We start from the raw sequence: 22,615 nt of genomic DNA on the forward strand, positions 1-22,615 counted from the left end.
CACGACGCCACCCTCGGGAGGAAGATTGCGCGTGAACGATGAATGGGCGGTCACCGCGAACGGGATCGTGAAGCGGTTCGGCGATCGGCGCGTGGTCGACGGGGTGGACATGATGGTGCCGCGCGGCTCGGTGTACGGCGTGCTCGGGCCGAACGGCGCGGGCAAGACGACGACGCTGCGCATGCTGCTCGGGATCATCGAGCCCGACGAGGGATCGCGCACGCTGCTCGGCTACGACAATCCGCGCGATGCGAGCGACCGGGTCGGCTACCTCCCCGAAGAGCGCGGGTTGTATCCGGCGATGAAGGCGCGCGAGGCGATCGCGTTCCTGGGGGCTCTGCGCGGGCTCGACTGGAAGACCGGGCGCGAGCGGGCGGTGGTGCTGATGGAGGCGGCAGGACTTGGCCATGCGGTCGACGAGAAGATCCGGAAGCTGTCGAAGGGCATGGCACAGCTGGTGCAGTTGCTCGGCTCGGTCGTGCACCAGCCCGACCTGCTGGTGCTCGACGAGCCGTTTTCGGGGCTCGATCCGGTCAACCAGGAGCGGCTGGAGAAGCTGATCCTCAACGAACGCGACCGCGGCGCGACGATCCTGTTCTCGACGCATATCATGAGCCACGCCGAACGGCTGTGCGACCGGCTGGCGATCATCGCCAGCGGCAAGCGGCGGTTCGAAGGCACCGTGGCCGACGCGCGCGGGATCCTGCCGCAGCGCGTGCATTATACGCCGCACCGGCCCGATCCCGCGATCCGCGGCGTGCTGCCGTCGGATGCTGTGGCGGACGGGGATAGCTGGCGGTTCGAGCTGCCGAACGAAGGAATTGAGAGCTTGCTCGTGAGACTGATCGACGCGGGATACGGGATTTCGGGACTGTCGATCGAGCGGCCCGGCTTGCACGAGGCGTTCGTCCGGATCGTCGGTCAGCATGCGGACGTCGCGAAGGAGAATGCGGCATGAGCCGTTTTCGCCGGACTCTCCGCCAGACCTTCACGATCGCCCGTCGCGACTTCATCGCCACGGTGTTCACCCCGATCTTCCTGCTGTTCCTGTTCGCGCCGGTCATCATGGGATCGTTCGGCGCGATCGGCGGGATGGGCGCGGCGAGCGTCAGCGGCGGCGCGCAGGACAAGACGCGGATCATCGCGATCGTCTCCGCCACCACCGCGCGGCCGATCGACGACGCCGACGAGCGCCTGCGCGGCATGTTCCGCGACGAGGAAGCCCCGCCCGAACTGTCGATCGTCGCGCCCAAAGCCGACCCCGCGGCGCAGGCGCGCGCGGCGTTCGAGACGAAGGATGTCGACGCGTCCGCGGTGCTGTACGGGCCGCTGAATGCGCCGCAGATCCTGTACGGGCCGCGCGGGCGTCGCTCGGCGGATTATCTCGGGCTGCTCGCACAGACGACGCTGGCCGCGCAGAAGCTCGGCGGCACGCTGCCGACGATCGCCGCGACCAAGATGCAAATCACGCGCTCGACCACCTCGGTCGGCGGCCAACACCAGTCGGCGTTCTTTGCGGTGTTCGGGATCTTCTTCCTAACGCTGTTCCTGTCGGGCCAAGTCGTGGGCACGATGGCCGAGGAGCGCAACAACAAGGTGATCGAGGTGCTCGCCGCCGCGGTGCCGCTCGAGTCGGTGTTCTTCGGCAAGCTGATCGGGATGTTCGGCGTCGCGGTGCTGTTCGTCGCGTTCTGGGGCACCGTCGTCACGCAGATCACGTCGCTGATGCCCCCCGCCGCCGCGGTCGCGCTGGGCGACCTGACACCTGCGGTGGGCGCGCCGATGTTCGCGCTACTGTTCGCGGCGTATTTCAGCATGGCGTATCTGCTGCTCGGGTCGGTGTTCCTCGGCGTCGGCGCGCAGGCCACGACGATGCGCGAAATCCAGATGCTGTCGCTGCCGATTACGATTCTGCAGGTTGCGATGTTCGGGCTGTCGTCCGCGGCGGTCTCGCATCCTGGAAGCTGGATCGCGACCGCCGCGGAACTGTTCCCGCTGTCCTCGCCGTTCGCGATGGCGGGGCGTGCGGCGAATTCGCCGGAACTGTGGCCGCATGTCGCGGCGCTAGCGTGGCAGGCGTTGTGGGTAACGACTTTCATCACGGTCGGCGCGCGGCTGTTCCGGAGGGGCGTGCTGCAATCGGGGAGCGCGCGACCGTTCTGGCGACGGAAGGCGAAGGTGGTGGCGACGGCGTAACGTCTTTGCGATCCTCCCCCGCCAGGGGGAGGTGGCTGGCACTTGCCAGTCGGAGGGGGAGGAAAGGAATAACCTCTGCTCCGTGTCCTCCCCCTCCGTCGCCTTCGGCGCCACCCCCCCCTGGCGGGGGAGGATCATTCGATCACAACCTCGGCATTCTATTGACATAAGTGTCAGCAAAGCCTCTCCTGCGGCAAAGCACGGGAGAGAGACGATGGCGACTCTGGCAAGAGACGTGGCGCAACCGACGGTCGATCCGCTCGACGTGAGCCGCGCCGAACTCTACCGCGACGACCTCTGGCAGGCGCCGTTCGCCCGGCTCCGCGCCGAAGCGCCCGTCCATTACGTCGAGCATTCCGACTATGGCCCGTACTGGTCGGTCTCCAGCTACAAGGGCATCGTCGAGGTCGAGTCGCTCCCCGACCTCTATTCCTCTGAAGCGGGCGGGATCACGATCGCCGATTTCGTCGCCGAGCGCGATGTTCGCATGCCGATGTTCATCGCGCGCGACCGCCCCGTGCATACCGGCCAGCGCCGCACCGTCGCGCCCGCCTTCACCCCCAGCGAGATGACCCGAATGTCGGGCGATATCCGGCAGCGCACAGCCGACACGCTCGACAGCCTGCCGTGGAACACGCCGTTCGACTGGGTCGATACCGTCGCGATCGAACTTACCACGCAGATGCTCGCGATCCTGTTCGACTTCCCCTGGGCGGACCGGCGCAAGCTGACGTTGTGGTCGGATTGGGCGGGCGATATCGAGATCGTCAAGAACGAGGAGCTACGCGGTCAGCGGCTCGCGTACATGTTCGAATGCGGATCGTATTTCAAAGGCTTGTGGGACGCGAAGATCGACAAGGATCCGACGCCCGACCTGATCTCGATGATGATCCACTCGGACGCGATGAGCCACATGGATCACAACGAGTTCATCGGGAACCTCATCCTGCTGATCGTCGGTGGCAACGACACGACACGCAATTCGATGTCGGCGCTCGCCTATGGCCTGGACAAGTTTCCCGAGTCGCGTGCGAAGCTGGAGGCGGATCCGGGGCTGATCCCCAACGCGGTCAGCGAGATTTTGCGCTGGCAGACCCCGCTCGCGCACATGCGCCGCACCGCGACCGCGGATGCTGAGCTGATGGGACAGCAGATCAAGGCGGGCGACAAGCTCGCGCTCTGGTACATCTCGGCGAACCGCGACGAGAGCGTGTTCGGCGCCGATGCGGACGCGATCGTGGTCGACCGCCCGAACGCGCGGCGGCATCTGGCGTTCGGCCACGGCATCCACCGCTGCGTCGGCGCGCGGCTGGCGGAGATGCAGATCGCAATTTTGCTGGAGGAGATGGCCGCGCGACGGATGCGGATCAACGTGCTGGCCGAACCGACGCGGGTCGCTGCGTGTTTCGTCCACGGCTATCGCACGCTGCCGGTGGAGATCAGTAAATACTGACGCCCAACCCCCGTCATGCTGGGCTCGGCCCAGGATCCAAAGCCGTTCGCCCGATACTTTGGATCCTGGGTCGAGCCCAAGATGACGGGGTGTTTCGGCCGCATCCTGTTCGCCGACGAAATCGTACTTATATCATGACCATGACACACATGCCCTCCGATCGCCGCGCCTTCCTCACGCTTGCCGGAGCAGGCGTCGCCGGCTTTGCGTTGTGGGGGTGTACGTCGCAACCCGCGCAGGCGGCCGAGCGGTTCGAGGTGACGCTGACCGATGCGCAGTGGCGCAAGAAGCTGTCGCCCGATGCGTATGACACGCTCCGCAAGGAGGGGACCGAGCAGCCCTATTCGAGCCCGCTCAACGGCGAGCATCGTGCGGGAATCTTCTCGTGCGGCGGGTGCGGGTTGCCGAACTATTCGTCGAAGACCAAGTTCGAGAGTGGGACGGGCTGGCCGAGCTTCTGGCAGCCGTTGCCGAACGCGGTGCGGACGCGGGTCGATTCGACGCTCGGGATGGCGCGGACCGAGGTGCATTGCCGCCGGTGCGGCGGGCATCTGGGGCATGTGTTCGACGATGGGCCGAAGCCGACGGGCAAGCGCTATTGCATGAACGGCGATGCGTTGACGTTCAGGGCGGCTTGAGGGCGCTCAATTGAACGTGTTCGCCGCATGACACTGCTGAGCAAATCAGAGTGTTCCCCCGCGAAGGCGGGGGTCCAGACTGGGCTCCCGCCTTCGCGGGAGAACAAGAAGTTTAGTAGAGCAGTGATCGCCCTTAGGGGCCCCCCGGGCCAAGGCCGGGGTCCAGTTGGGGGACGTCGTTGACGGAGGTGGCGGTCTGTTACTGCGACCTTTCCAACTGGGCCCCGGCCTTCGCCGGGGTGGTCGCCTAGTTGGACCGTCGGGGAGCGATCAGTAGCGAACCTTTGGATGTAGAGCGTGGACTGACGCAGCCACCACGCTCAGACAAACCTCAGTTCGCCTCGTTCACCAGCGTGAAGATACCGCGGGGATCGGTCGGGCCATGCTGGATCGTCGCAAGCTGCGCAGCATTGGCGCGCTGCGTTGCAGACACGGTGTGGGTAGCACTCGCCATCTGGAACGAAGGCTGCACCGGCGCATCAAGCGTATCATCAGCCGGTGCATGGCCCGAATAGATGAAGCCCTTGGTCGGATAGGCCGAGGTGCCGAGATCACCTTGCGGGCCGTACCAGACCTTGACCATGCTCCAGTCGCCGGCGGGCGAGACGTCGACCGCGCGGACGTTGGTCTCGATCGCGCCGGGGCGGGACCAGTTGGCATGCGTAAGGAGGACTTCGCGGTCGCTGACGACCTTCGAGACCATCGCGACATGGCCGACACGCATCCGCGAGGTCGGCGAGAAGGCGAGGACCGAGCCGGCCTTCGGGGTGTGGCCGCGCTCGTAGCGACCCTCGGCTTGCCCCCACCAGGTGTTGGCGTTGCCGCGGATTTCGATCCCCGAAACCGAGCGGGCGAACGTCACGCACTGCCAGAACTGAGCTGCTGCCGGTGTGGCCGTCATCAGGCCGCACGATACCACCAGCGCAAAACGCGCTGCTAACGCCTTGAAATTCATCGAGACCCCCCGGCCAAAACCCGTTTGTCGCATTCTGGCTACGGGAGGTTCGATTTAATTGGAACCCGTGCGGGAACCATATCCGACGAAGCGTGTTACCGCGCAGACCAACGCCCCGAATGGGCGCTCAGGGCGGCTCAGTTCATGAGTTTCCAACCGGTTATGCGGTCGACCGTTACCTGCGTGACCGCATGATAGCCCGGCCGCGCCTTGCCGTAGATCTCCATCGCCAGCTTGTGGCCCCAGTCGCCCGAGTCCATCATCTGCTGGAACAGCGGCGCAACGAATTTGCGGCGGCCCTGCGAGGTCAGGAACTGCTCGGCCGAGGCGTCCGCGGGCGCATAGTGATTGGCGAGCGCGAGTTGCAGCCAGGCGAAGCGGATCTCGGCATTGCCGGTGGTGTTCCAACCGAACGCGGTATCGAGCGTCTTCAACCGCTCGGCCGGGAGTTTGCGCGGGAGCTGCGTGATGAACCGCGTGATCTCCTGCGTTGTAGCCTTGCCGGGCACGCCCGAGACGGGACCGCCGGCCGCATACGCCTTGGCCGCCGCGTCGACCGCGGGGAAAGCGGCGGACGTCACGTGCACCGCGTTCGCGGGGATGCCGGGGCTGTAGACCCATGCGTCGACGCCGATCGTCTTCGCTTCGGCGGGAGTCAGCAACTTCGATTTCAGGTCGGCGAGGAAGCCGTCACTGGTCTGCGGCTGGAAGGCGTGGCGGTCGAAATAGTTGCGGAGATACGCATCCCACCGGGCGCGACCGACCTGCTTTTCGATCGTGCGGAGGAACGCGGCGCCCTTGTCATAGGCGATCTGCGTCATGCCGTCGTCGGGGTCGCGCGAGGCATCTAAATCGAGGTGGAGTTGCGTGTCCTTCGCGTCGGGGCCACCGGCGTCCTTCACCGCGGCGAGCATGTCGGTCCAGGCGAGGTCGGCCTCCATGTCGGCGCGGCGCTTGCCGTAGAGCGCCTCCATGATCCGGTTCTCGAAATAGCTGGTGAAGCCTTCGTTGAGCCAGAAATCGTCCCAGGTCGCGTTGGTCACGAGGTTGCCCGACCAGCTGTGCGCGAGTTCGTGCGCGATCAGCGAGACGAGGCTGCGGTCGCCAGCGATCGCGGTCGGCGTGGCGAAGGTGAGCGTCGGGTTCTCCATGCCGCCGAACGGGAACGACGGCGGCAGGACCAATACGTCGTAGCGGCCCCAGCGATACGGGCCGTACAGCCCTTCCGCGGCGGCGACGAACTTCTCGAGCTCGCCGAATTCGTACGCGGCCTTTGGCAGGGTCGCGGGTTCGGCCCAGATGCCGGTGCGCGGGCCGGTCGACTTGAACGCGATGTCGCCGACCGCGAGCGCGATCAGGTAGGGCGCGACGGGCTTGTCCATCTTGTATTCGAAGGTGCAGCGATCCGCCGCGCAGGTCGGTTTGCCTGCCGATAGCCCGCTCATCACCGCGGTGAGTTGCTTGGGGACGGCGATCTTCGCTTCCCAGGTCTGGCGGATGCCGGGGGAGTCCTGCGTCGGGATCCAGCTGCGGTTGAGGATCGCCTCGCCCTGGCTGAACAGGAACGGCTGCTTCTTGCCCGCGGTCTGCGCGGGGGTGAGCCATTGGAGTGCCTTCGCGTCGGGGGACGAGGCGTAGGCGATGCGGATTTTCTTCGCGCCGTTGAGCGTGACGGTGAGTGGCGCGCCGTGGACCTTATCGACCGCGCCGACCGAGTAGGGGAGCGGCTTGCCGGCGGCGTCGGTGATGTCGACGATCTTGAGGCCGTTGTCGTCGAGGACAAGCTTGGCGCCTGGCTTTGCGAGGACGTCGAGCGTGGCGATGCCGCGGATGACGTGGGTGTCGAAGTCGGCGGCAAGATCGAGCGCGACGTGCGTGACGCGCGCCTCTGCGGGGCGGGCGTAGCTGTGCGGGTCGTGCGCGTCAGGGGCGGTGAGGACTGGGGCGATCGTCTGCGCGACGGCGGGGGATGCGAGGACGAGACCGAGGGCGGTGGCTAGTGCGGGGATACGCATAGGAACTCCGATGTCGCCGTTCCCCAAGTTTGGGAAGGCCAAGTAGCGGTCCTAACGCGCCGCCCCGCATGCTGGAAGGGAGAGCCGATCGCGCTTCCGTAATCCTCCCCCGCCAGGGGGAGGTGTCGCCGAAGGTGACGGAGGGGGAGGACACGGAACGTACGTTTCGCGTGCCTCCCCCTCCGTCTGGCAAGAGCCAGCCACCTCCCCCTGGCGGGGGAGGATTACGCCTAGCTCTCGCGAACCGGTGTCGTTGCTAGTCTCGCCAACCGCGCCTCGTGCTCGACGCGGCCGAATGGAAAGCGCGAGAAGAAGAACGCGGAGACGCACGCCAGTACGACATACAGCCCCGCGTAGATCAACGTAAGCCGGTCGATCGTCTCCACCGGCACCGTCCCCGGCGTCGCCTTGGCCGGGAACCCCGCCACCGCGAGGATCATGCCTGCGAAGAATATCCCGATCCCGCTCGTGCATTTCTGGACGAAGAACGAGCCCGCGAAGAACACGCCTTCCGAGCGCCGCCCCGTCTTCGCTTCCGAATCCTCGACCACGTCCGCCATCATCGACGCGCCAAGGATGAACCCGGTGACGTTCGACGCAGTGCCGAGGATGAAGAACCCGAACAGCATCGGCAACAGCGTGGACGCGCCGACCTCCGGAAACACGCCGAGCATCCGCAGCCAATAGGGCGACGTGTTGAGCGCCGCGCCGAGCAGCACTGCGCCCATCGCCGCCTTGGGCTTGCTCCCCGTCCTGCCGAGCCGGGGCGCAGCGAGGAACGCGAGGAACACGCCCGAGAACAGCGCGATCGTCAGGTAGACGAACACCGGCCCCTTGAAGCCCCACACATAGGTGTAGAGGTAGTTCGACATCGCATAGCTGATGCCCTGGATCGTGTACGCGCACACGCCCGCCGCCATCAGGATCGCGAACGCGCGGTTCTTTACCGTCTGGCGGAGTTCGGCGAAGGACTCGCGCAGGGTCTGCTTGGCGATCGGCGGGTTCGGCAGATGCCTGATCTCGTGATGTGTCCCAAGCGCGGAGACAAGGATCGCTACGCCGATGAAGATCGCCCCCGCCAGCGCGAACCCGCCATAGCCGGCGCGGTTGAGCAGGCCATTCGGGAACGCCGCCGTCGGCGCGAGGAAATACTGGTACGCCGACAACAGCATCAGCAGCCCGCCGACCCAGCCGAACAGATAGCGATACGCCATGATCCGCGTGCGCTCGTCATACCCCGACGTGAGCTCGGGCGTCAGCGCGACCGAGGGGACCTCGTAGCAACTCACCGCGCTGCGCACGATCACCGCCATGACGAACAGCCAGACGAGCGTCTGCGGCTCCGACATTGAAGCGGGCGGGTTCCACAGCAGCAGCCAGCCGATCATGATCGGTAGCGCGGACGCGTACATCCACGGATGCCGCCGCCCCCATTTCGTCAGCGTGCGATCGGAGAAGAAGCCCACCGCAGGATCGACGAACGCATCGATCAGCAGCGCCATCATGATGACGAGGCCGACGGTGGCGGACGGGAGTCCGACGACCTGGTTGTAGAACAGCAACAGGAACGTCCCGAACCCGGCGTCCTTCACCCCGTACGCGACCGCGCCGAAGCCGTAGCTCGCCATCGTGCTGGTCGAGAGGCGGCGGGCGGGGGCGCTCATGACGCGGCGGTCACTTCAATTTGTCGAGCATGGCGAACAGCGAGGGTTGCGCAGGGTCCCAGCTCGGCCGCGTGCCGATCGTCATGCCGCCATCGACCAGAATGTGCGTGCCGGTGATGAAGCTCGCATCGTCGCTGGCGAGGAACGCGACCGCGGCGGCGATGTCCTCGCCGGTGCCGGGGCGGCGGATCGGCTGCGCGTCGGCGGCGATGTGCGCGATCATCGCGTCCGCCTGCGACGTCTTGGCGGCGTCGAGTTCGAGCGTGCGCGTGAAAATGTTGGTGACGATGAAGCCGGGGACGACGGCGTTCACGCGGATCCTGTGCTGCGCGAGATCCGCGGCGGCCTGTTTGGTGAGGTGGAGCACGCCGGCCTTGGCGGTGGAATAGGCGGTCGGTGCATAGCCGGTGCCGAGCGCGGACACCGACGAGGTGTTGACGATCGCGCCGCCGCCGCGTTTCGCCATCAGCGGTGCTGCGTAGCGGATGCCGAGCGCGACCGAGCGGAGGAGCAGCGCCTGTGTGCGATCCCAGTCCTCGGGGGAAATCTCGCCGATCGGGTCGCGCGAGCCGCCCGCGCCGGCGTTGTTGAACAGGATGTCGAACCCGCCCGCATCGTCGGCAGTCTGCATCAGCGCCTCGATGTCGCCGGCCTGGAGCACGTCGGTACGCTGGAACAGGATGCGACCGCCGGACGCGTCGGCGAGCGCGTGGCCGCCGGTTTCGTCGATGTCGCCGATCAGGACGGTGGCGCCTTCGTTGGCGAGTCGGAGCGCGGTCGCTCGGCCGATGCCGGACGCACCGCCGGTCACGACGGCACGCTTGCCTGAAAACCTCACACGCTCTCTCCTAGTTTTTGGCGAGCATAGTACGGGCTTTGCACTCGTCAATGAGCGCTCGTTCGAAAAACGGGTTTGCGGCGGGCGGCGCTCGGCGATACCAAGCGGGCAAACATTCGGAGGATGCGTGATGGATACGACCAACCTGTTCCGGCTCGACGGCCGCGTCGCGCTGATCACCGGCGGCAGCCGCGGGATCGGCAAGATGATCGCCGCCGGCTTCATCGCGCAGGGGGCGAAGGTGTATATCTCGTCGCGAAAAGCCGATGTGTGCGAGGCCGCGGCGGCAGAGTTGGGGCCGAACTGCATTGCATTGCCGCAGGACGTCTCGACGGTCGCGGGGTGCAAGGCGCTGGCCGCGCAGTTCGCCGAGCATGAGTCGAAGCTCGATATCTTGGTCAACAACGCGGGCGCGGCGTGGGGCGTGCCGTTCGAGGAGTTTTCCGAGGTCGGCTGGGACAAGGTCATGGACCTGAACGTGAAGTCGCCGTTTTTCCTCACCCAGGCGCTGCACGCGGCGCTGAAGGCCTCGGGATCGCGCGAGAAGCCGGCGAAGGTGATCAACATCACGTCGATCGACGGCCAGCGGCTGAACCCGTGGGAGACGTACAGCTATCATGCGTCGAAGTCGGCGCTGATCTATCTGACGAAGCGGATGGCGGCGCGGTTGGTGACGGACTCGATCAACGTCACCTCGATCGCGCCGGGGGCGTTTGCGAGCGACATGAACAAGGCGGCGCGCGATCATGGGGACACGGTGGCGCAGGGGATTCCGGCTAAGCGGGTCGGGGTGGATGAGGATATGGCTGGGGCGGCGATCTACCTTGCCAGCCGCGCGGGGGACTACGTGATCGGGGAGACGATCACGGTCGATGGCGGCCTCGTGCACGCGTCGCTGGGAACGAGCATCGACGCGTGAGGCAATGTTCGCCTTGAACGCGCTTTAACCCGGAGGGGCTGGCTGCGATACCGGTGCGATAAGCATCGAGGCCGGAACCAGTTCTTCGGAAACCGAAGGTGCTTTTAACCTTACTGCAGTTTTAGACCGATCATCGGGTTTTATACTTTCATCCGTTTTTTGTTTTTTGCCCTGGTCTGATTTCGATAAGCGATCGTTTTCAATAGCGGTGGTTTTAGCGGCGATGGAATCGTTGAGCAAATCCTTCATTCCAAGAAACGAGCAGAGCCCGGCATACCGTATGACTTTTGATTCCGCTGAGAATATCGATCTTGGCGGATCATCTTCAAATTTCAGCTTCATGCTATCTTGCGCTGCAAGGACGAGACGCCGCATCTTTGCTAAATCCGCATCAACCATGAAGCTTTCATCGTAATTCCGGAAGCTCGAATTGACGGCATTGAAACCGACAGTCGAAGCAGTAAGTGCAGCGCTCCCAGCCTTGACCAAGTTCAAAACCCCGGCAACCAGCGTACTAGTATCGGTCGTTAGACCCTTGCTAAATTGCCGTTTTCGCGCCGACAAATTTACCGATCTGAAAAATTCGTCGCAATACACATCGGATAAGGTTGTCCCAGCATCCATGAAACGAATAACTCTCGCCTGGAGCTGTTTTTCTGGCTTCTGCGAGGGATCGTTATCATTTAGCTTTTTATCAGTGACTTTCACCTGCTTAAATTCCGCTAAACCCAATGCAAAATTTTGGCAGTTTGCCGATGATACCTGATAGTCACGCTGCCCCCGCCCTGCCGCCTGTTCATCGCGAGCAGGTTCAATTACACCAGACGGCCCATTATCACATCCGAAATACGCGTTACGCATTTCGGTAATTAGAACCCGCTTCTCATCTTTTGTTTCTGAGGGGTCGGCTGACAGTTTAGTGCGCAGCGAATTTGAAGCAGCACACCCGGTTAGCGCGATCGAGCACAGAATACCCATATAGTGCTTCACATCGATTCTCCTGGAAAATCCAAACGCAAAGCAACGTAACTGGTCTACAACCCTAACGATCAACCACGTTACAACTCAATCACCAATAAGTTATTCATTCAAAATGGCCCCAACATCATCCAGAAACTGAATTTCTCGCGTCACCGCGCGATGCCGCCGGCGGCCAAAACGGCCAAGGTGACCAGTTCACTGGCCGTGCTCGTCATCGGCGCGACCTGGACCGGCTTTTCCATCCCGATCAGCATCGGCCCGATAACCGAGTCCCCGCCGAGCTCTCGTAGCAGCTTCGCCGAGATATGCGCCGACTGAAGCCCCGGCATGATCAGCACGTTCGCCGGCCCAGAGAGCCGCGCAAACGGGTAGTTCGCCAACTGCTTGGGGTTCAGCGCGACGTCCGGCGCCATCTCGCCCTCGTACTCAAAGCCAACCTTGCGCGCGTCCAAGACCGTCACCGCATCACGGATGTTATCGAGCCACTCCCCCTTCGGATTGCCGAAGTTCGAATAGCTGAGGAACGCCACGCGAGGCTCATGCCCCATCCGCCGCGCAACCGCTGCGGTCTGCTCGGCAAAGTCGGCCAGCTGCTCGGCGGTCGGGCGCTCGTTGACCGTCGTGTCGGCAATGAACACCGTGTGGCTCTGGCCAACGAGCAGGTGGATACCGAACGGCGTCTTCCCCGCCGCCGGATCGATCACGCGATAAATCTGGCGCATCGTCTCGCCATAGGTGCGCGTGATTCCGGTGATCATCGCATCGCCTTCGCCGAGCTGGAGCAGCAGCGCGCCGAAGATGTTGCGGTCCTGATTGACCATCCGCTCGCAATCGCGGCGCAGGTAGCCGCGACGCTGGAGCCGCGAATACAGGAAGTCGACCATCCGCGGAACGAGCGGCGAGACGCGGCTGTTGTGGAGTTCGAAGCTCTCGGGATCGGTGACGCCGAGTGCGCGCAACCGGTCGGGCACGTCGTCGCGGCCGACCAGCACCGGCGTGCCATATCCACCTTCCTTGAACGCGATCGCAGCACGGAGGACGACCTCCTCCTCGCCTTCCGCGAAGATCACGCGCTTCGGGTGCGCGCGCGCGCCTTCGTACGCCATCGACAGGACCGAGGTGGTCGGGTTGAGGCGTGCTCTCAAGGAGTGCCGATACGCTTCGATGTCGAGGATCGGCTTGGTCGCGACGCCTGAGGCCATCGCGGCTTTCGCGACCGCGACGGGGACGACCTCCATCAAGCGCGGATCGAACGGCGCAGGGATGATGTACGCGGGGCCGAAGCTGTGGCTGACGCCGTACGCTGCGGCGACTTCCTCCGGCACGCGTTCGCGCGCGAGTTCGGCGATCGCGTTGGCGGCGGCGATCTTCATCGCGTCGTTGATGCCGGTCGCGCGGACATCAAGCGCGCCGCGGAAGATGAACGGGAAGCCCAGCACGTTGTTGACCTGGTTCGGATAATCCGAGCGGCCGGTCGCGACGATCGCATCGGGGCGCGCGGCCATCGCGAGTTCGGGCCGGATCTCCGGCTCGGGGTTGGCCATCGCGAAGATGATCGGCGCGGGGGCCATGTCCTTGACCATTTCCGGCGTCAGCGAGCCCGCCGCGGAGAGCCCCAGGAACACGTCGGCCCCGACCAGCGCCTCGGTCAGCGTGCGCGTCTCGGTGACCGCGGCGTGGGCGGACTTCCACTGGTCGACGCCCTCGCGGCCCTGGTAGATCACGCCTCTGCGGTCGCAGAGGATGACGTTGTCGCCGCGCACGCCCATCGCTTTCACGAGTTCGGTGCAGGCGATCGCCGCGGCGCCGGCGCCGTTGACGACGATCTTGACCTCGGAGAGTTTGCGGCCCGTGAGCAGGCACGCGTTGATCAGGCCGGCGGCGGTGATGATCGCGGTGCCGTGCTGGTCGTCATGGAAGACCGGGATGTTCATCCGCTCGCGCAACGCCTGCTCGATGATGAAGCATTCGGGCGCCTTGATGTCCTCGAGGTTGATCCCGCCGAACGTCGGCTCCATCAGCTCGACCGCGTCGATGAAGCGGTTCACGTCCTCGGTCTTCAGCTCGATGTCGATCGCGTCGACGTCGGCGAAGCGCTTGAAGAGGACGGCCTTGCCTTCCATCACCGGCTTCGAGGCGAGCGGGCCGAGATTGCCCATGCCGAGGATCGCGGTGCCGTTCGAGATCACCGCGACGAGGTTCCCCTTCGCGGTGTAGTCGTAGACGGTGGCGGGATCGTCGTAGATCGCCTGCACCGGCACCGCGACGCCGGGCGAATAGGCAAGCGCGAGATCGCGCTGCGTCGCCATCGGCTTCGACGCGATGATCTCGATCTTCCCCGGGCGGCCTTCCGAATGGAAGAGCAAGGCTTCGCGTTCGGAGAATTGCAGCGTTTCGTCGGACATGGGCGGGGCCTCTCTCTGTGGCCTGTGTCTTTACGCAGACGATGCCGCGATTGGAACGGCCTTCTCCCCCTCGGGGAGAAGGTGGCGCGGATGCGCCGGATGAGGGGTGGTTGGGGTGCGCGCCTGCTCCACTCCCCCTCACCCTCCCACGCTGCGCGCGGGCCCCTCCCTCTCCCCGAGGGGAGAGGGGTTTTATGGACGACCGCTTTTCGCTACCCGCCCCTGATGTCGCACCCCGCCCCTACCCCCATGATGACGCAGTATCTCGGCCTGAAGGCGGAGGCGCAGGATTGCCTGTTGTTCTACCGGATGGGCGATTTCTTCGAACTGTTCATGGACGATGCGCGGATCGCGGCCGGCGTGCTCGACATCGCGCTGACCGCACGCGGCGAGCATGAGGGTAAGCCGATCCCGATGTGCGGCGTGCCGGTGCACGCGGCGACGGTGTATCTGCAACGGCTGATCAAAGCGGGACACCGGGTCGCGATCGCCGAGCAGGTCGAGAGCCCGGCGGAGGCGAAGGCGCGCGGTGGATCGAAGGCGCTCGTCGCGCGCGCGATCGTCCGGGTGGTGACGGCGGGGACACTGACCGAGGAGGCGTTGCTCGACGCGCGCTCGGACAATTGGTGCGTGGCGATCGGCGAGGCTGGCGGATCGGTGGCGATCGCCGCGGCGGACGTCTCGACCGGGCGGTTCGAGATCGTCGAGGTCGCGGGAGACACGGTCGAGGCGGAACTCGCGCGGCTCGGCGCGGCCGAAGTCGTGGCATCGGAGGCGAGCGCTTTCGAAGACGCCGCGACGACGCTGCGGCCGAAAATCGACTTCGACAGCGGCACGGGCGAGGCTCGGTTGAAGCGACTGTACGGCGTGGCGACGCTCGACGGGTTCGGGCAGTTCGGCCGCGCAGGGCTCGCCGCAGCCGGAGGGCTGGTCGCGTATCTGGAGCATAATGCGAAGGGCACGATGCCCTTCCTCCGCCCCCCGCGGATCGGCCGAGCCGCGGAGACGATGGCGATCGATGCCGCCACCCGCGAGAGCCTGGAGCTGACCTGCACCACCGGCGGCGTGCGCAAAGGCAGCCTGCTCGACGCGGTAGACAGGACCGTGACGGGAGCCGGCGCGCGGTTGCTCGGCGCGGATCTCGGCGCGCCGTTGATGGACAAGGCCGCGATCGACGCGCGGCTCGATCTGGTGCGGCTGTTCCATGACGACCAGGCGGCGCGCGAGCGGCTGCGCTCGACGTTACGCGCGCTGCCGGACATCGGCCGCGCGCTCGGGCGACTGGCGGCAGGGCGTGGTGGTCCGCGTGATCTGGGACAGTTGCGCGATGGGCTCGACGGCGCATGGAGCCTTGGCGAGCGGATGGATGCGATCGTCGATCCGCCGGTGCTGCTCCGAGACATCGCCCCGAGATTGCGCGGGCACGGCGCGCTGATCGACCTGCTCAAGCGCGCGCTGGTGCCATCGCCGCCGATCGAGGCGTCGGACGGCGGGTATATCGCGGCAGGCTATGACGCCGCGCTCGACGACCTGCGCGATGCCGGGGCTGGCGGGCGGCGGGCGATCGCCGCGCTGGAAGCGGAGTTCCGCACCGCGACCGGCGTCACCGCGCTGAAGATCCGCCACAACGGCGTGCTCGGCTATCATGTCGAAGTCCCCGCGCGGGCCGCGGATCCTTTGATGAAGCCCGAGAGCGGCTTCACACATCGCCAGACGCTCGCGGGCGTGGTCCGGTTCAACACCCCTGCGCTGCACGAAGTCGCGGCGAAGGTGTCGCAGGCCGGCGCGCACGGGCTTGCGGCCGAAGCCGCACATCTGGAGGAACTGACCGCGCAGGCCCTCGCCGGGCGCGAGGCGATCGCCGCGACCGCGGATGCGCTCGCGCGGCTCGACGTCGCTGCGGGGCTGGCGGAGCGCGCGGCGGAAGGCGCCTGGGCGCGGCCTTCGCTGGTCGATCACGCGTGCTTCGAGATCGAGGGCGGCCGGCATCCGGTGGTCGAGGCGGCGGTGGCGAAATCGGGCGACCGGTTCGTCGCCAACGACTGCAATCTGTCGGAAAGCTCGCGGCTGTGGCTCGTCACCGGCCCGAACATGGGCGGCAAATCGACCTTCCTCCGCCAGAACGCGCTGATCGCAGTCCTCGCGCAGGCCGGGTCGTACGTGCCCGCGACCAAGGCCACGCTGGGGCTGGTCGACCGGCTTTTCAGCCGCGTCGGTGCGTCGGACAACCTCGCCCGCGGGCGGTCGACGTTCATGGTCGAGATGGTCGAGACCGCGGCGATCCTCGCGCAGGCGACGCCGCGGTCGTTCGTGATCCTCGACGAAGTCGGGCGCGGCACCTCGACCTATGACGGCCTCGCGATTGCCTGGGCGGTGGTCGAGGCGATCCACGAGGACAATCGCTGCCGCTGCCTGTTCGCGACGCATTATCACGAACTGACGCGGTTGGCGGAGCGGTGCGAGGCGCTGTCGCTGCACCACGTCCGCGCGCGCGAATGGAAGGGGGAGCTGGTGCTGCTCCACGAACTCGCCGACGGCCCGGCGGATCGGAGCTATGGCCTCGCGGTCGCGCGGCTGGCGGGGATGTCGCCGGTGACGGTGGCGCGCGCGAAGGCGGTGCTGGCGAAGCTCGAGGCCGGACGCGCGAAGACGGGCGGGCTGGCGGCGGGGCTGGACGACCTGCCGTTGTTCGCGGCGGCGGCGCAGGTCGAGGAGGCGGCGTGCGACGTGTTGCGCGAGGATCTGGCGAAACTCGACATCGACGCGATGAGCCCGCGCGATGCGCTGGACGCGCTGTATCGGTTGAAGGCGCTGGCGAACGAGGGGTGAGCGCTTCCCCCGTCATGCCGGACCCTTCGACTAGCTCAGGAGAGCCTCGTTCCGGCATCCACCGTTCCGCACATTCGAGAGAATTGAGTGCGCGGGACGGTGGGCCCCGGCCTCCGCCGGGGTGACGGAGTGGGTTGGTGGCAGGGTAAGCTGCCCCCCTCCCTGGAAGGGAGGGGTTGGGGGTGGGTCGGGTTCCGAATGTCCTTGGTGTCGCGGCAAAAACGGGCCGCCCCACCCCCTGCCCCTCCCTTTCCAGGGAGGGGGGACCGTTGCGTGATTGGCGACGTGCGAGAATGCTATCCCGCGTCCTAGTATCTCACGATACGTCGATGCTAGGCGGCGGCCAAATTTAGCGGAGCGCTGGCTTTGGGCGGACATCATCACGGACACGACCATTCGCATGGTCACTCGCACAGCGACGGCCACTCCCATGGCGGACACGGCCACAGCCACGCCCCCGCCTCGTTCGACCGCGCGTTCGCGATCGGCATCGGGCTCAACATCGTGTTCGTCGTCGTCGAGGCGATCGTCGGTCTGCGGATCGACTCGGTCGCATTACTCGCCGACGCCGGGCACAATCTGTCCGACGTGCTCGGCCTCGTCGTCGCCTGGGGCGGGACGATGCTGGCGCGCACCGCACCGACCAAGCGCTTCACCTATGGGCTTAAGGGCTCGACGATCCTCGCCGCGCTGACCAACGCGCTACTACTGCTCGTCGCACTCGGCGCGATCGTGCTGGAGGCGTCGCAGCGTTTCTCCGATCCCGCCCCCACTGCTGGTCTAACGGTATCGATGGTCGCCGGCGTCGGCATCGCCGTCAACGCGATCACCGCGTGGATGTTCGCGCGCGGGCGCAAGGGCGACGTCAACATCCGTGGCGCGTATCTGCATATGGCGGCCGACGCGCTCGTTTCCGCGGGCGTGGTGATCGCGGGTATCGTGATCTGGCGCACCGGCTTCACCTGGATAGATCCGGCCGTGAGCATCGTCATCGCGATCCTCATTTTCTGGCAGACCTGGGGCCTGCTCCGCGAAACCGTCGAGATGTCGCTGTCCGCCGTCCCCCGCGGGATCGAGTTCGATCATGTCGACGAGGCGCTGTGCGACCTGCCCGGCGTCACCGAAATCCACGATCTCCACATCTGGCCGATGAGCACCACCGAACCCGTGCTCACCGCGCACCTCGTCATGCCCGGCGGTCACCCAGGCGACCAATTCCTCAGCGACGCCAGGACGATGCTTCACGATACATTCGGCATCGGCCACGCGACGTTGCAGGTCGAGACGGGGAGCGGGCACGACTGCTCGATGGCGGACAAGGCTACGGTTTGAACTTTTCCGGTGCGGCACGGGTTACCGTGTCACGCATCAGGAGATTATCGCATGAAGAAGCATCTTATCGCAGCGTTGATGTCGGTCGCCGTTGCAGCGCCCGCCATGCTGCCGACCGCCGCGACCGCGCAGCGTTACGACGATCGCCGCAACAACAACGACCGCCGCGATCGTGACGATCGCCGTTTCAACAACGACCGCCGCGGCAACGACCGCAACTGGCGTGGCGACGACCGCAACTGGGATCCGTCGAACAGCTACCGCGAAGGCAAATACAGCGAGCGCCGCCTCAGCCGCAACGACCGGATCTATCGCGGTCGCGACGGCCGCGCCTATTGCAAGCGTAACGACGGCACGACCGGCCTCGTGATCGGTGCGCTCGGCGGCGGCGCGCTGGCCAACCTGATCGGTGGCGGCACGCTGGGCACGCTGGCGGGTGCCGGTGGCGGTGCGCTGCTCGGCCGTTCGGTCGACCGCGGCAACGTGAAGTGCCGCTGAGCTTCAGCCGAAGCTAGCGAACAAGGGAGCGGCGGCCGAGCGATTGGCCGCCGTTTTCGTATCTACAGCATGCCGTACAGAAGCGTGCCGTTCAGCCCGATGATCACCGCGGCGATCACCCAGGCGAGGATCTTCAGCCACGCCGGGCTCACGAGGTCGCCCATGATCGTGCGGTCGCCGGTGAACTTGACGAGCGGTACGACCGCGAACGGGAGTTGCAGGCTGAGCACGACTTGGCTCAGCACCAGCAGCTTCGTCGCGCCCGCATCGCCCGAAGCACCGACCACGAACACCGCCGGCACGATCGCTAGCAACCGCGTCACCAGCCGGCGCGCCCAGACCGGCATGCGCAGGTTGAGGAAGCCCTCCATCACGATCTGACCCGCGAGCGTTCCCGTCACCGTCGAGTTCTGCCCCGACGCGAGGAGCGCGACCGCGAACAACACGCTGGCCGCGCCCATCCCAAGCATCGGCGCGAGCAGTTCGTACGCTTGGTCGATCTCCGCGACGTCGGTCCGGCCGGCAACGTGGAAGGTCGCCGCCGCGAGGATCAGGATCGCTGCGTTGATGAAGAAGGCGAGGCCCAGCGCGACCGTGCCGTCGATCGTCGCCATCGTGATCGCGTCGCGCTTGCCCGCCGTGTCCTTGGCGAAGGCGCGGGTCTGGACGATCGACGAGTGGAGGTACAGATTGTGCGGCATCACGGTCGCGCCGAGGATACCGATCGCGATGTAGAGCATCGCCGGGTTGGTGACGATCTGCGTGGTCGGGACGAGACCGCCGAGCACGCCCGCCATGTCGGGCCGCGCCAGGAACAGCTCGAAGATGAAGCAGCCAGCGATGATCACGAGCAGCGCGACGACGAACGCCTCCAGCTTGCGGAAGCCGAAGCGTTGCAGCGCGAGGATCAGGAACACGTCGAGCGCGGTAAGCACGACGCCGTAGACCAACGGCAGCCCGAACAGCAGCTTCAGCGCGATCGCGGTGCCGAGCACCTCGGCGAGATCGCAGGCAATGATCGCGATCTCGCATAGGAACCAGAGCGCGACCGAGACCGGCTTCGAATAATGTGCGCGACAGGCCTGGGCGAGGTCGAGCCCGGCGACGATGCCGAGGCGTGCGGACAGCGCTTGCAGGACCATCGCCATCAGGTTCGACAGCAGCACGACTGATAACAGCGTGTAGCCAAATGCCGAGCCGCCGGCGATGTCGGTCGCCCAGTTACCCGGGTCCATATAGCCGACCGCGACGAGATACCCCGGCCCCACGAACGCGAACAGCCGCCGCCAGAAGGACGCGCCTTCGGGAACTACGACGGTGCGGTGGCTCTCGGCGAGCGAATTGGCGAAGGCTGAGGTCGGTGCGGGCATCGCCGGCCGCTTTGCCGGAAGGGGGCGGAGGGGACAAGCGTATCGTCGGGACATCTGCTCCCCCCCGACGGCGGCGTCGGGTCAGCCCGCCAGCAGCTTTGCCGCGACGTCCTCCATGCTCCCCACCACCAGCAGCGAGTCGCCGCCGACAAGTCCGACTTTAGTCTGCCCGTTCTCGTCCTTGCGCAGATAGGCGACGTTCGCCGCCACGACATAGTAGTTGCCGCCATGCGACTTCAGTTCGATGAATTTCATGATCGCGACTCCTGATCCCCGCCGCAATGCGGCCGAGGCTACAGTATCGGGTTAACGCGGTACGAGGGAGCGCGTCCGCAGTCACGGACCGTCGCCGTCTCAAATGACCTTCATGTCCGCCTGATAATGATGCCACGCGAAGATCGCCGCCGCGCCGCGATGCGGGCGCCAGGCCTCCGCGACCTCGCGTGTCAGTTTCTCGCTCGGGCGCGTTTCGTGACCGAGAATGCGCCCGACCTCGATCTGGATCGCAAGGTCGCCTGCCGGCCAGATGTCGGTACGCCCCTCGGCGAACAGCAGGTAGATCTCCGCCGACCAGCGACCGATCCCCTTCACGCGGACCAGTGCCGCGATCGCCTCCTCGTCGTCCTCGGGCAGGTTGGTGAGGTCGAGCCGCCCGCTCGTCACCTCGTCGGCGAGGCTGCGGGCATAGCCGAGCTTCTGGCGCGACAGGCCGGCGCTCTTCAGCAATTCGTCGCTGGCGGCGGCGATCTTCTCTGGATCGCCCGCACCACCGACCACCGCGTCGAGCTTGTTCCACACTGCAGCCGCAGAGGCGACGCTAACCTGCTGGCCGACGATCGTGCGCAGCAACGTCGCGAACCCGCGTTCGCTGATCCGGGGCGCGGGGTGACCCGCATTGCCGACCGCGACTGCGAAGGCCGGTTCGATCGCGCACAAAGCCGCCATGGCGGTTTCCAGTTGATCCGCACTCAGCCCCATGATGCGGCACGCCTTGCTGCTTGCTTGCGCACCGCGCGCTCGGCATGAACGGACACAGGTTTATCGGAGAATGACATGCCCAAGCTTATCGTCGTGACGCGTGAAGGGGAAGAACGCGAGATCATCGGCGAGGCGGGCCTTTCGGTGATGGAAGTCATCCGCGACGCCGGAATCGACGAGATCCTGGCGCTGTGTGGCGGCTGCTGCTCGTGCGCCACCTGCCACGTCCATGTCGACCCGGACTTTGCGGCCAAACTGAAGCCGATGGGGCCGGACGAGGATGACCTGCTCGATTCGACGAGTGATCGCGATGAGTTTTCACGCCTGTCGTGCCAGATCGAACTGACCGAAGGGCTCGATGGCTTGAAGGTAAAGATCGCAGCGGAGGACTAATTCCCTCGCCCCTCCGGGGAGAGGGAGGGAGGCGCGCTTGCGCCGGAAGGGAGAGGGGCGTTGGGATCCAGGTCCCGAGCCTCACTCCCCTCTCCCTTCCCACCGCAAGCGCGGCGGGCCCCTTCCCTCTCCCCGTAGGGGCGAGGGAGTTCAGGTCACCGCGTCGTGATGGCGTAGAGCGCAATCGCTGTGGCGTTCGAGACGTTCAGGCTCTCCACCTTCTCCGAGATCGGCAGTTTCGCCAGCTCGTCGCAATGCTGCTCGGTATTTTGCCGCATACCCTCGCCCTCCGCGCCGAGCACGATCGCGATCCGCTGCGTCCCCATCGCTTCCGACAGCGTCTGCGTCGCGTGGCCGGTCAACCCGATCCGCCAGAAGCCGGCTGCGGCGATCTCTTCTAGAGCGCGCGCCAGGTTCACGACCCGGATCCAAGGCACGCTCTCAAGCGCACCGGACGCAGCCCGAGCGATCGTCCCCGACTCCGGCGGTGCATTCCGATCCGGCGTGATGATCCCCAGCGCGTCGAACGCCGCCGCCGAGCGCAGAATCGCGCCGACGTTATGCGGATCGGTCACGCCGTCGAGGATCACCAGCGGACGGTTGTCGTCCTTGCCGTGCTCGAGCAGGTCGGCCAGCCACATGTCCTCGAGCGGCTCGACCTCGATCACCACGCCCTGGTGCGGTGCATCGCCCGGCACCAGCCGCGCCAGATCCATCGCCTCGGCATAGGTCACCGGCACGTCGGCCGGCAGGTCGAACCCGGCCAGCGCCTCGCGCGTGCCGAGAATTTTGCGCACCGTGCGCTCCGGATTGGCGAGCGCAGCGCCCACCGCGTGCTTGCCCCAGAAGCGGGGGCGGCCTGCCGGTGCCTTGCTCGGCCTGTGTCCCTTGCGTGCCATATTCGCTCTCTATCGTGTCTGTGTATGCGGCGTCCTTGTCGGCATTCGTCCTCTGCGGCAACACCGAACCACGAAACTTCGCAAAACCTGCGTTGACACACCGAGCGCGCTTCGCCATTGAGCCGCCTCGCTTGAAAGAGCGGCGCTTGCAAAAGCGGCCTGGACAGGTGGCCGAGTGGTTAAAGGCAGCAGACTGTAAATCTGCCGGAGTTTCTCCTACGTAGGTTCGAACCCTACCCTGTCCACCACCGC

The 22,615-nt window shown here is 65.9% G+C and carries 19 protein-coding genes and 1 tRNA gene; 10 read left to right on the top strand and 10 right to left on the bottom strand.

The genetic code is table 11. The features are described from left to right. Positions 1 to 31: 31 nt before the first annotated feature. From O6W96_RS08925 to msrB, 4 genes are all read left to right on the top strand, one after another. Positions 32 to 958 carry an ABC transporter ATP-binding protein gene (locus O6W96_RS08925; RefSeq protein ID WP_353469194.1) on the top strand — a complete coding sequence of 309 codons (927 nt, stop codon included), beginning with the start codon at positions 32 to 34 and terminating at the stop codon, positions 956 to 958. Continuing rightward, on the top strand, positions 955 to 2,196 hold the full coding sequence (locus O6W96_RS08930) for an ABC transporter permease (protein WP_353469195.1): 1,242 nt from the start codon (positions 955 to 957) through the stop codon (positions 2,194 to 2,196). The genes O6W96_RS08925 and O6W96_RS08930 overlap by 4 nt, the downstream gene beginning before the upstream one ends. A 214-nt stretch (positions 2,197 to 2,410) precedes the next feature. Then, the gene (locus O6W96_RS08935; protein ID WP_353469196.1) at positions 2,411 to 3,649 is read left to right on the top strand and encodes a cytochrome P450; all 1,239 of its coding nucleotides are present in this window, start codon (positions 2,411 to 2,413) and stop codon (positions 3,647 to 3,649) included. A 149-nt stretch (positions 3,650 to 3,798) separates the two neighbouring features. After that, positions 3,799 to 4,287 (top strand): peptide-methionine (R)-S-oxide reductase MsrB, encoded by a 489-nt coding sequence (gene msrB, locus O6W96_RS08940; protein ID WP_353469391.1) that lies wholly within the window; start codon positions 3,799 to 3,801, stop codon positions 4,285 to 4,287. Between the two features lie 331 nt (positions 4,288 to 4,618). Here msrB and O6W96_RS08945 read toward each other — a convergent pair whose 3' ends face one another. The 4 genes from O6W96_RS08945 to O6W96_RS08960 form a co-directional block, all read right to left on the bottom strand. Beyond that, positions 4,619 to 5,242 (bottom strand): CHAP domain-containing protein, encoded by a 624-nt coding sequence (locus tag O6W96_RS08945; RefSeq protein ID WP_353469197.1) that lies wholly within the window; start codon positions 5,240 to 5,242, stop codon positions 4,619 to 4,621. A 137-nt stretch (positions 5,243 to 5,379) separates the two neighbouring features. Beyond that, entirely contained in the window at positions 5,380 to 7,257 is a 1,878-nt protein-coding gene (locus tag O6W96_RS08950; RefSeq protein WP_353469198.1) for a M1 family metallopeptidase, read from the bottom strand. Positions 7,258 to 7,487: 230 nt separating this feature from the next. Beyond that, positions 7,488 to 8,921 carry an MFS transporter gene (locus O6W96_RS08955; protein WP_353469199.1) on the bottom strand — a complete coding sequence of 478 codons (1,434 nt, stop codon included), beginning with the start codon at positions 8,919 to 8,921 and terminating at the stop codon, positions 7,488 to 7,490. Between the two features lie 10 nt (positions 8,922 to 8,931). After that, complete coding sequence (locus O6W96_RS08960; protein WP_353469200.1) at positions 8,932 to 9,759, bottom strand: SDR family NAD(P)-dependent oxidoreductase; 828 nt, start codon at positions 9,757 to 9,759, stop codon at positions 8,932 to 8,934. A 130-nt stretch (positions 9,760 to 9,889) separates the two neighbouring features. On the opposite strand from O6W96_RS08960, the gene O6W96_RS08965 reads away from it, so the two are divergent. Continuing rightward, a complete protein-coding gene (locus O6W96_RS08965) occupies positions 9,890 to 10,678 on the top strand; it encodes an SDR family oxidoreductase (RefSeq protein WP_353469201.1) in 789 nt (262 codons plus the stop codon). A gap of 24 nt (positions 10,679 to 10,702) precedes the next feature. Here O6W96_RS08965 and O6W96_RS08970 read toward each other — a convergent pair whose 3' ends face one another. Beyond that, the gene (locus tag O6W96_RS08970) at positions 10,703 to 11,668 is read right to left on the bottom strand and encodes a hypothetical protein (RefSeq protein ID WP_353469202.1); all 966 of its coding nucleotides are present in this window, start codon (positions 11,666 to 11,668) and stop codon (positions 10,703 to 10,705) included. Between the two features lie 140 nt (positions 11,669 to 11,808). Continuing rightward, positions 11,809 to 14,064 (bottom strand): NADP-dependent malic enzyme, encoded by a 2,256-nt coding sequence (locus O6W96_RS08975; RefSeq protein WP_353469203.1) that lies wholly within the window; start codon positions 14,062 to 14,064, stop codon positions 11,809 to 11,811. A 249-nt stretch (positions 14,065 to 14,313) separates the two neighbouring features. Here O6W96_RS08975 and mutS point away from each other — a divergent pair, with 249 nt between their 5' ends. The 3 genes from mutS to O6W96_RS08990 all read left to right on the top strand — a co-directional run bounded on the left by mutS (position 14,314) and on the right by O6W96_RS08990 (position 18,723). Further along, positions 14,314 to 16,893, top strand: a complete 2,580-nt coding sequence (gene mutS, locus O6W96_RS08980) for a DNA mismatch repair protein MutS (protein WP_353469392.1) — start codon at positions 14,314 to 14,316, stop codon at positions 16,891 to 16,893. Positions 16,894 to 17,259: 366 nt separating this feature from the next. Beyond that, complete coding sequence (locus O6W96_RS08985; RefSeq protein WP_435372200.1) at positions 17,260 to 18,225, top strand: cation diffusion facilitator family transporter; 966 nt, start codon at positions 17,260 to 17,262, stop codon at positions 18,223 to 18,225. A 51-nt stretch (positions 18,226 to 18,276) separates the two neighbouring features. Further along, a complete protein-coding gene (locus O6W96_RS08990; RefSeq protein WP_353469204.1) occupies positions 18,277 to 18,723 on the top strand; it encodes a hypothetical protein in 447 nt (148 codons plus the stop codon). 62 nt (positions 18,724 to 18,785) lie between these two features. Here the strand turns inward: O6W96_RS08990 and O6W96_RS08995 are convergent, their stop codons facing one another. The 3 genes from O6W96_RS08995 to O6W96_RS09005 form a co-directional block, all read right to left on the bottom strand. Further along, complete coding sequence (locus O6W96_RS08995) at positions 18,786 to 20,093, bottom strand: Nramp family divalent metal transporter (RefSeq protein ID WP_353469205.1); 1,308 nt, start codon at positions 20,091 to 20,093, stop codon at positions 18,786 to 18,788. An 81-nt stretch (positions 20,094 to 20,174) separates the two neighbouring features. Continuing rightward, the gene (locus tag O6W96_RS09000) at positions 20,175 to 20,348 is read right to left on the bottom strand and encodes a hypothetical protein (RefSeq protein ID WP_165911340.1); all 174 of its coding nucleotides are present in this window, start codon (positions 20,346 to 20,348) and stop codon (positions 20,175 to 20,177) included. 99 nt (positions 20,349 to 20,447) lie between these two features. Then, positions 20,448 to 21,071: a DNA-3-methyladenine glycosylase family protein gene (locus tag O6W96_RS09005; protein WP_353469206.1), complete on the bottom strand. Its 624-nt coding sequence runs from the start codon at positions 21,069 to 21,071 to the stop codon at positions 20,448 to 20,450. Positions 21,072 to 21,146: 75 nt separating this feature from the next. Between O6W96_RS09005 and O6W96_RS09010 the strand changes: the two genes are divergently transcribed. Then, on the top strand, positions 21,147 to 21,464 hold the full coding sequence (locus O6W96_RS09010) for a 2Fe-2S iron-sulfur cluster-binding protein (protein WP_056484766.1): 318 nt from the start codon (positions 21,147 to 21,149) through the stop codon (positions 21,462 to 21,464). A 155-nt stretch (positions 21,465 to 21,619) separates the two neighbouring features. On the opposite strand, the gene rlmB is transcribed toward O6W96_RS09010, so the two are convergent. Next, on the bottom strand, positions 21,620 to 22,363 hold the full coding sequence (gene rlmB, locus O6W96_RS09015; RefSeq protein ID WP_353469207.1) for a 23S rRNA (guanosine(2251)-2'-O)-methyltransferase RlmB: 744 nt from the start codon (positions 22,361 to 22,363) through the stop codon (positions 21,620 to 21,622). Positions 22,364 to 22,524: 161 nt separating this feature from the next. Between rlmB and O6W96_RS09020 the strand changes: the two genes are divergently transcribed. Then, positions 22,525 to 22,611 (top strand) — tRNA-Tyr (locus tag O6W96_RS09020). The last annotated feature ends 4 nt before the right edge of the window (positions 22,612 to 22,615 follow it).

The organism is Sphingomonas faeni (assembly GCF_040407495.1).
Taxonomy (GTDB): domain Bacteria; phylum Pseudomonadota; class Alphaproteobacteria; order Sphingomonadales; family Sphingomonadaceae; genus Sphingomonas; species Sphingomonas faeni_D.

Coding starts and splice junctions, on each gene's coding strand:
- O6W96_RS08990 (WP_353469204.1), top strand. CDS start 18,277: ATGAAGAAGCATCTTATCGCAGCGTTGATGTCGGTCGCCGTTGCAGCG.
- O6W96_RS08965 (WP_353469201.1), top strand. CDS start 9,890: ATGGATACGACCAACCTGTTCCGGCTCGACGGCCGCGTCGCGCTGATC.
- O6W96_RS09005 (WP_353469206.1), bottom strand. CDS start 21,071: ATGGGGCTGAGTGCGGATCAACTGGAAACCGCCATGGCGGCTTTGTGC.
- O6W96_RS08945 (WP_353469197.1), bottom strand. CDS start 5,242: ATGAATTTCAAGGCGTTAGCAGCGCGTTTTGCGCTGGTGGTATCGTGC.
- msrB (WP_353469391.1), top strand. CDS start 3,799: ATGCCCTCCGATCGCCGCGCCTTCCTCACGCTTGCCGGAGCAGGCGTC.
- mutS (WP_353469392.1), top strand. CDS start 14,314: ATGATGACGCAGTATCTCGGCCTGAAGGCGGAGGCGCAGGATTGCCTG.
- O6W96_RS08935 (WP_353469196.1), top strand. CDS start 2,411: ATGGCGACTCTGGCAAGAGACGTGGCGCAACCGACGGTCGATCCGCTC.
- O6W96_RS09010 (WP_056484766.1), top strand. CDS start 21,147: ATGCCCAAGCTTATCGTCGTGACGCGTGAAGGGGAAGAACGCGAGATC.
- O6W96_RS08995 (WP_353469205.1), bottom strand. CDS start 20,093: ATGCCCGCACCGACCTCAGCCTTCGCCAATTCGCTCGCCGAGAGCCAC.
- O6W96_RS08950 (WP_353469198.1), bottom strand. CDS start 7,257: ATGCGTATCCCCGCACTAGCCACCGCCCTCGGTCTCGTCCTCGCATCC.
- rlmB (WP_353469207.1), bottom strand. CDS start 22,363: ATGGCACGCAAGGGACACAGGCCGAGCAAGGCACCGGCAGGCCGCCCC.
- O6W96_RS09000 (WP_165911340.1), bottom strand. CDS start 20,348: ATGAAATTCATCGAACTGAAGTCGCATGGCGGCAACTACTATGTCGTG.
- O6W96_RS08975 (WP_353469203.1), bottom strand. CDS start 14,064: ATGTCCGACGAAACGCTGCAATTCTCCGAACGCGAAGCCTTGCTCTTC.
- O6W96_RS08930 (WP_353469195.1), top strand. CDS start 955: ATGAGCCGTTTTCGCCGGACTCTCCGCCAGACCTTCACGATCGCCCGT.
- O6W96_RS08955 (WP_353469199.1), bottom strand. CDS start 8,921: ATGAGCGCCCCCGCCCGCCGCCTCTCGACCAGCACGATGGCGAGCTAC.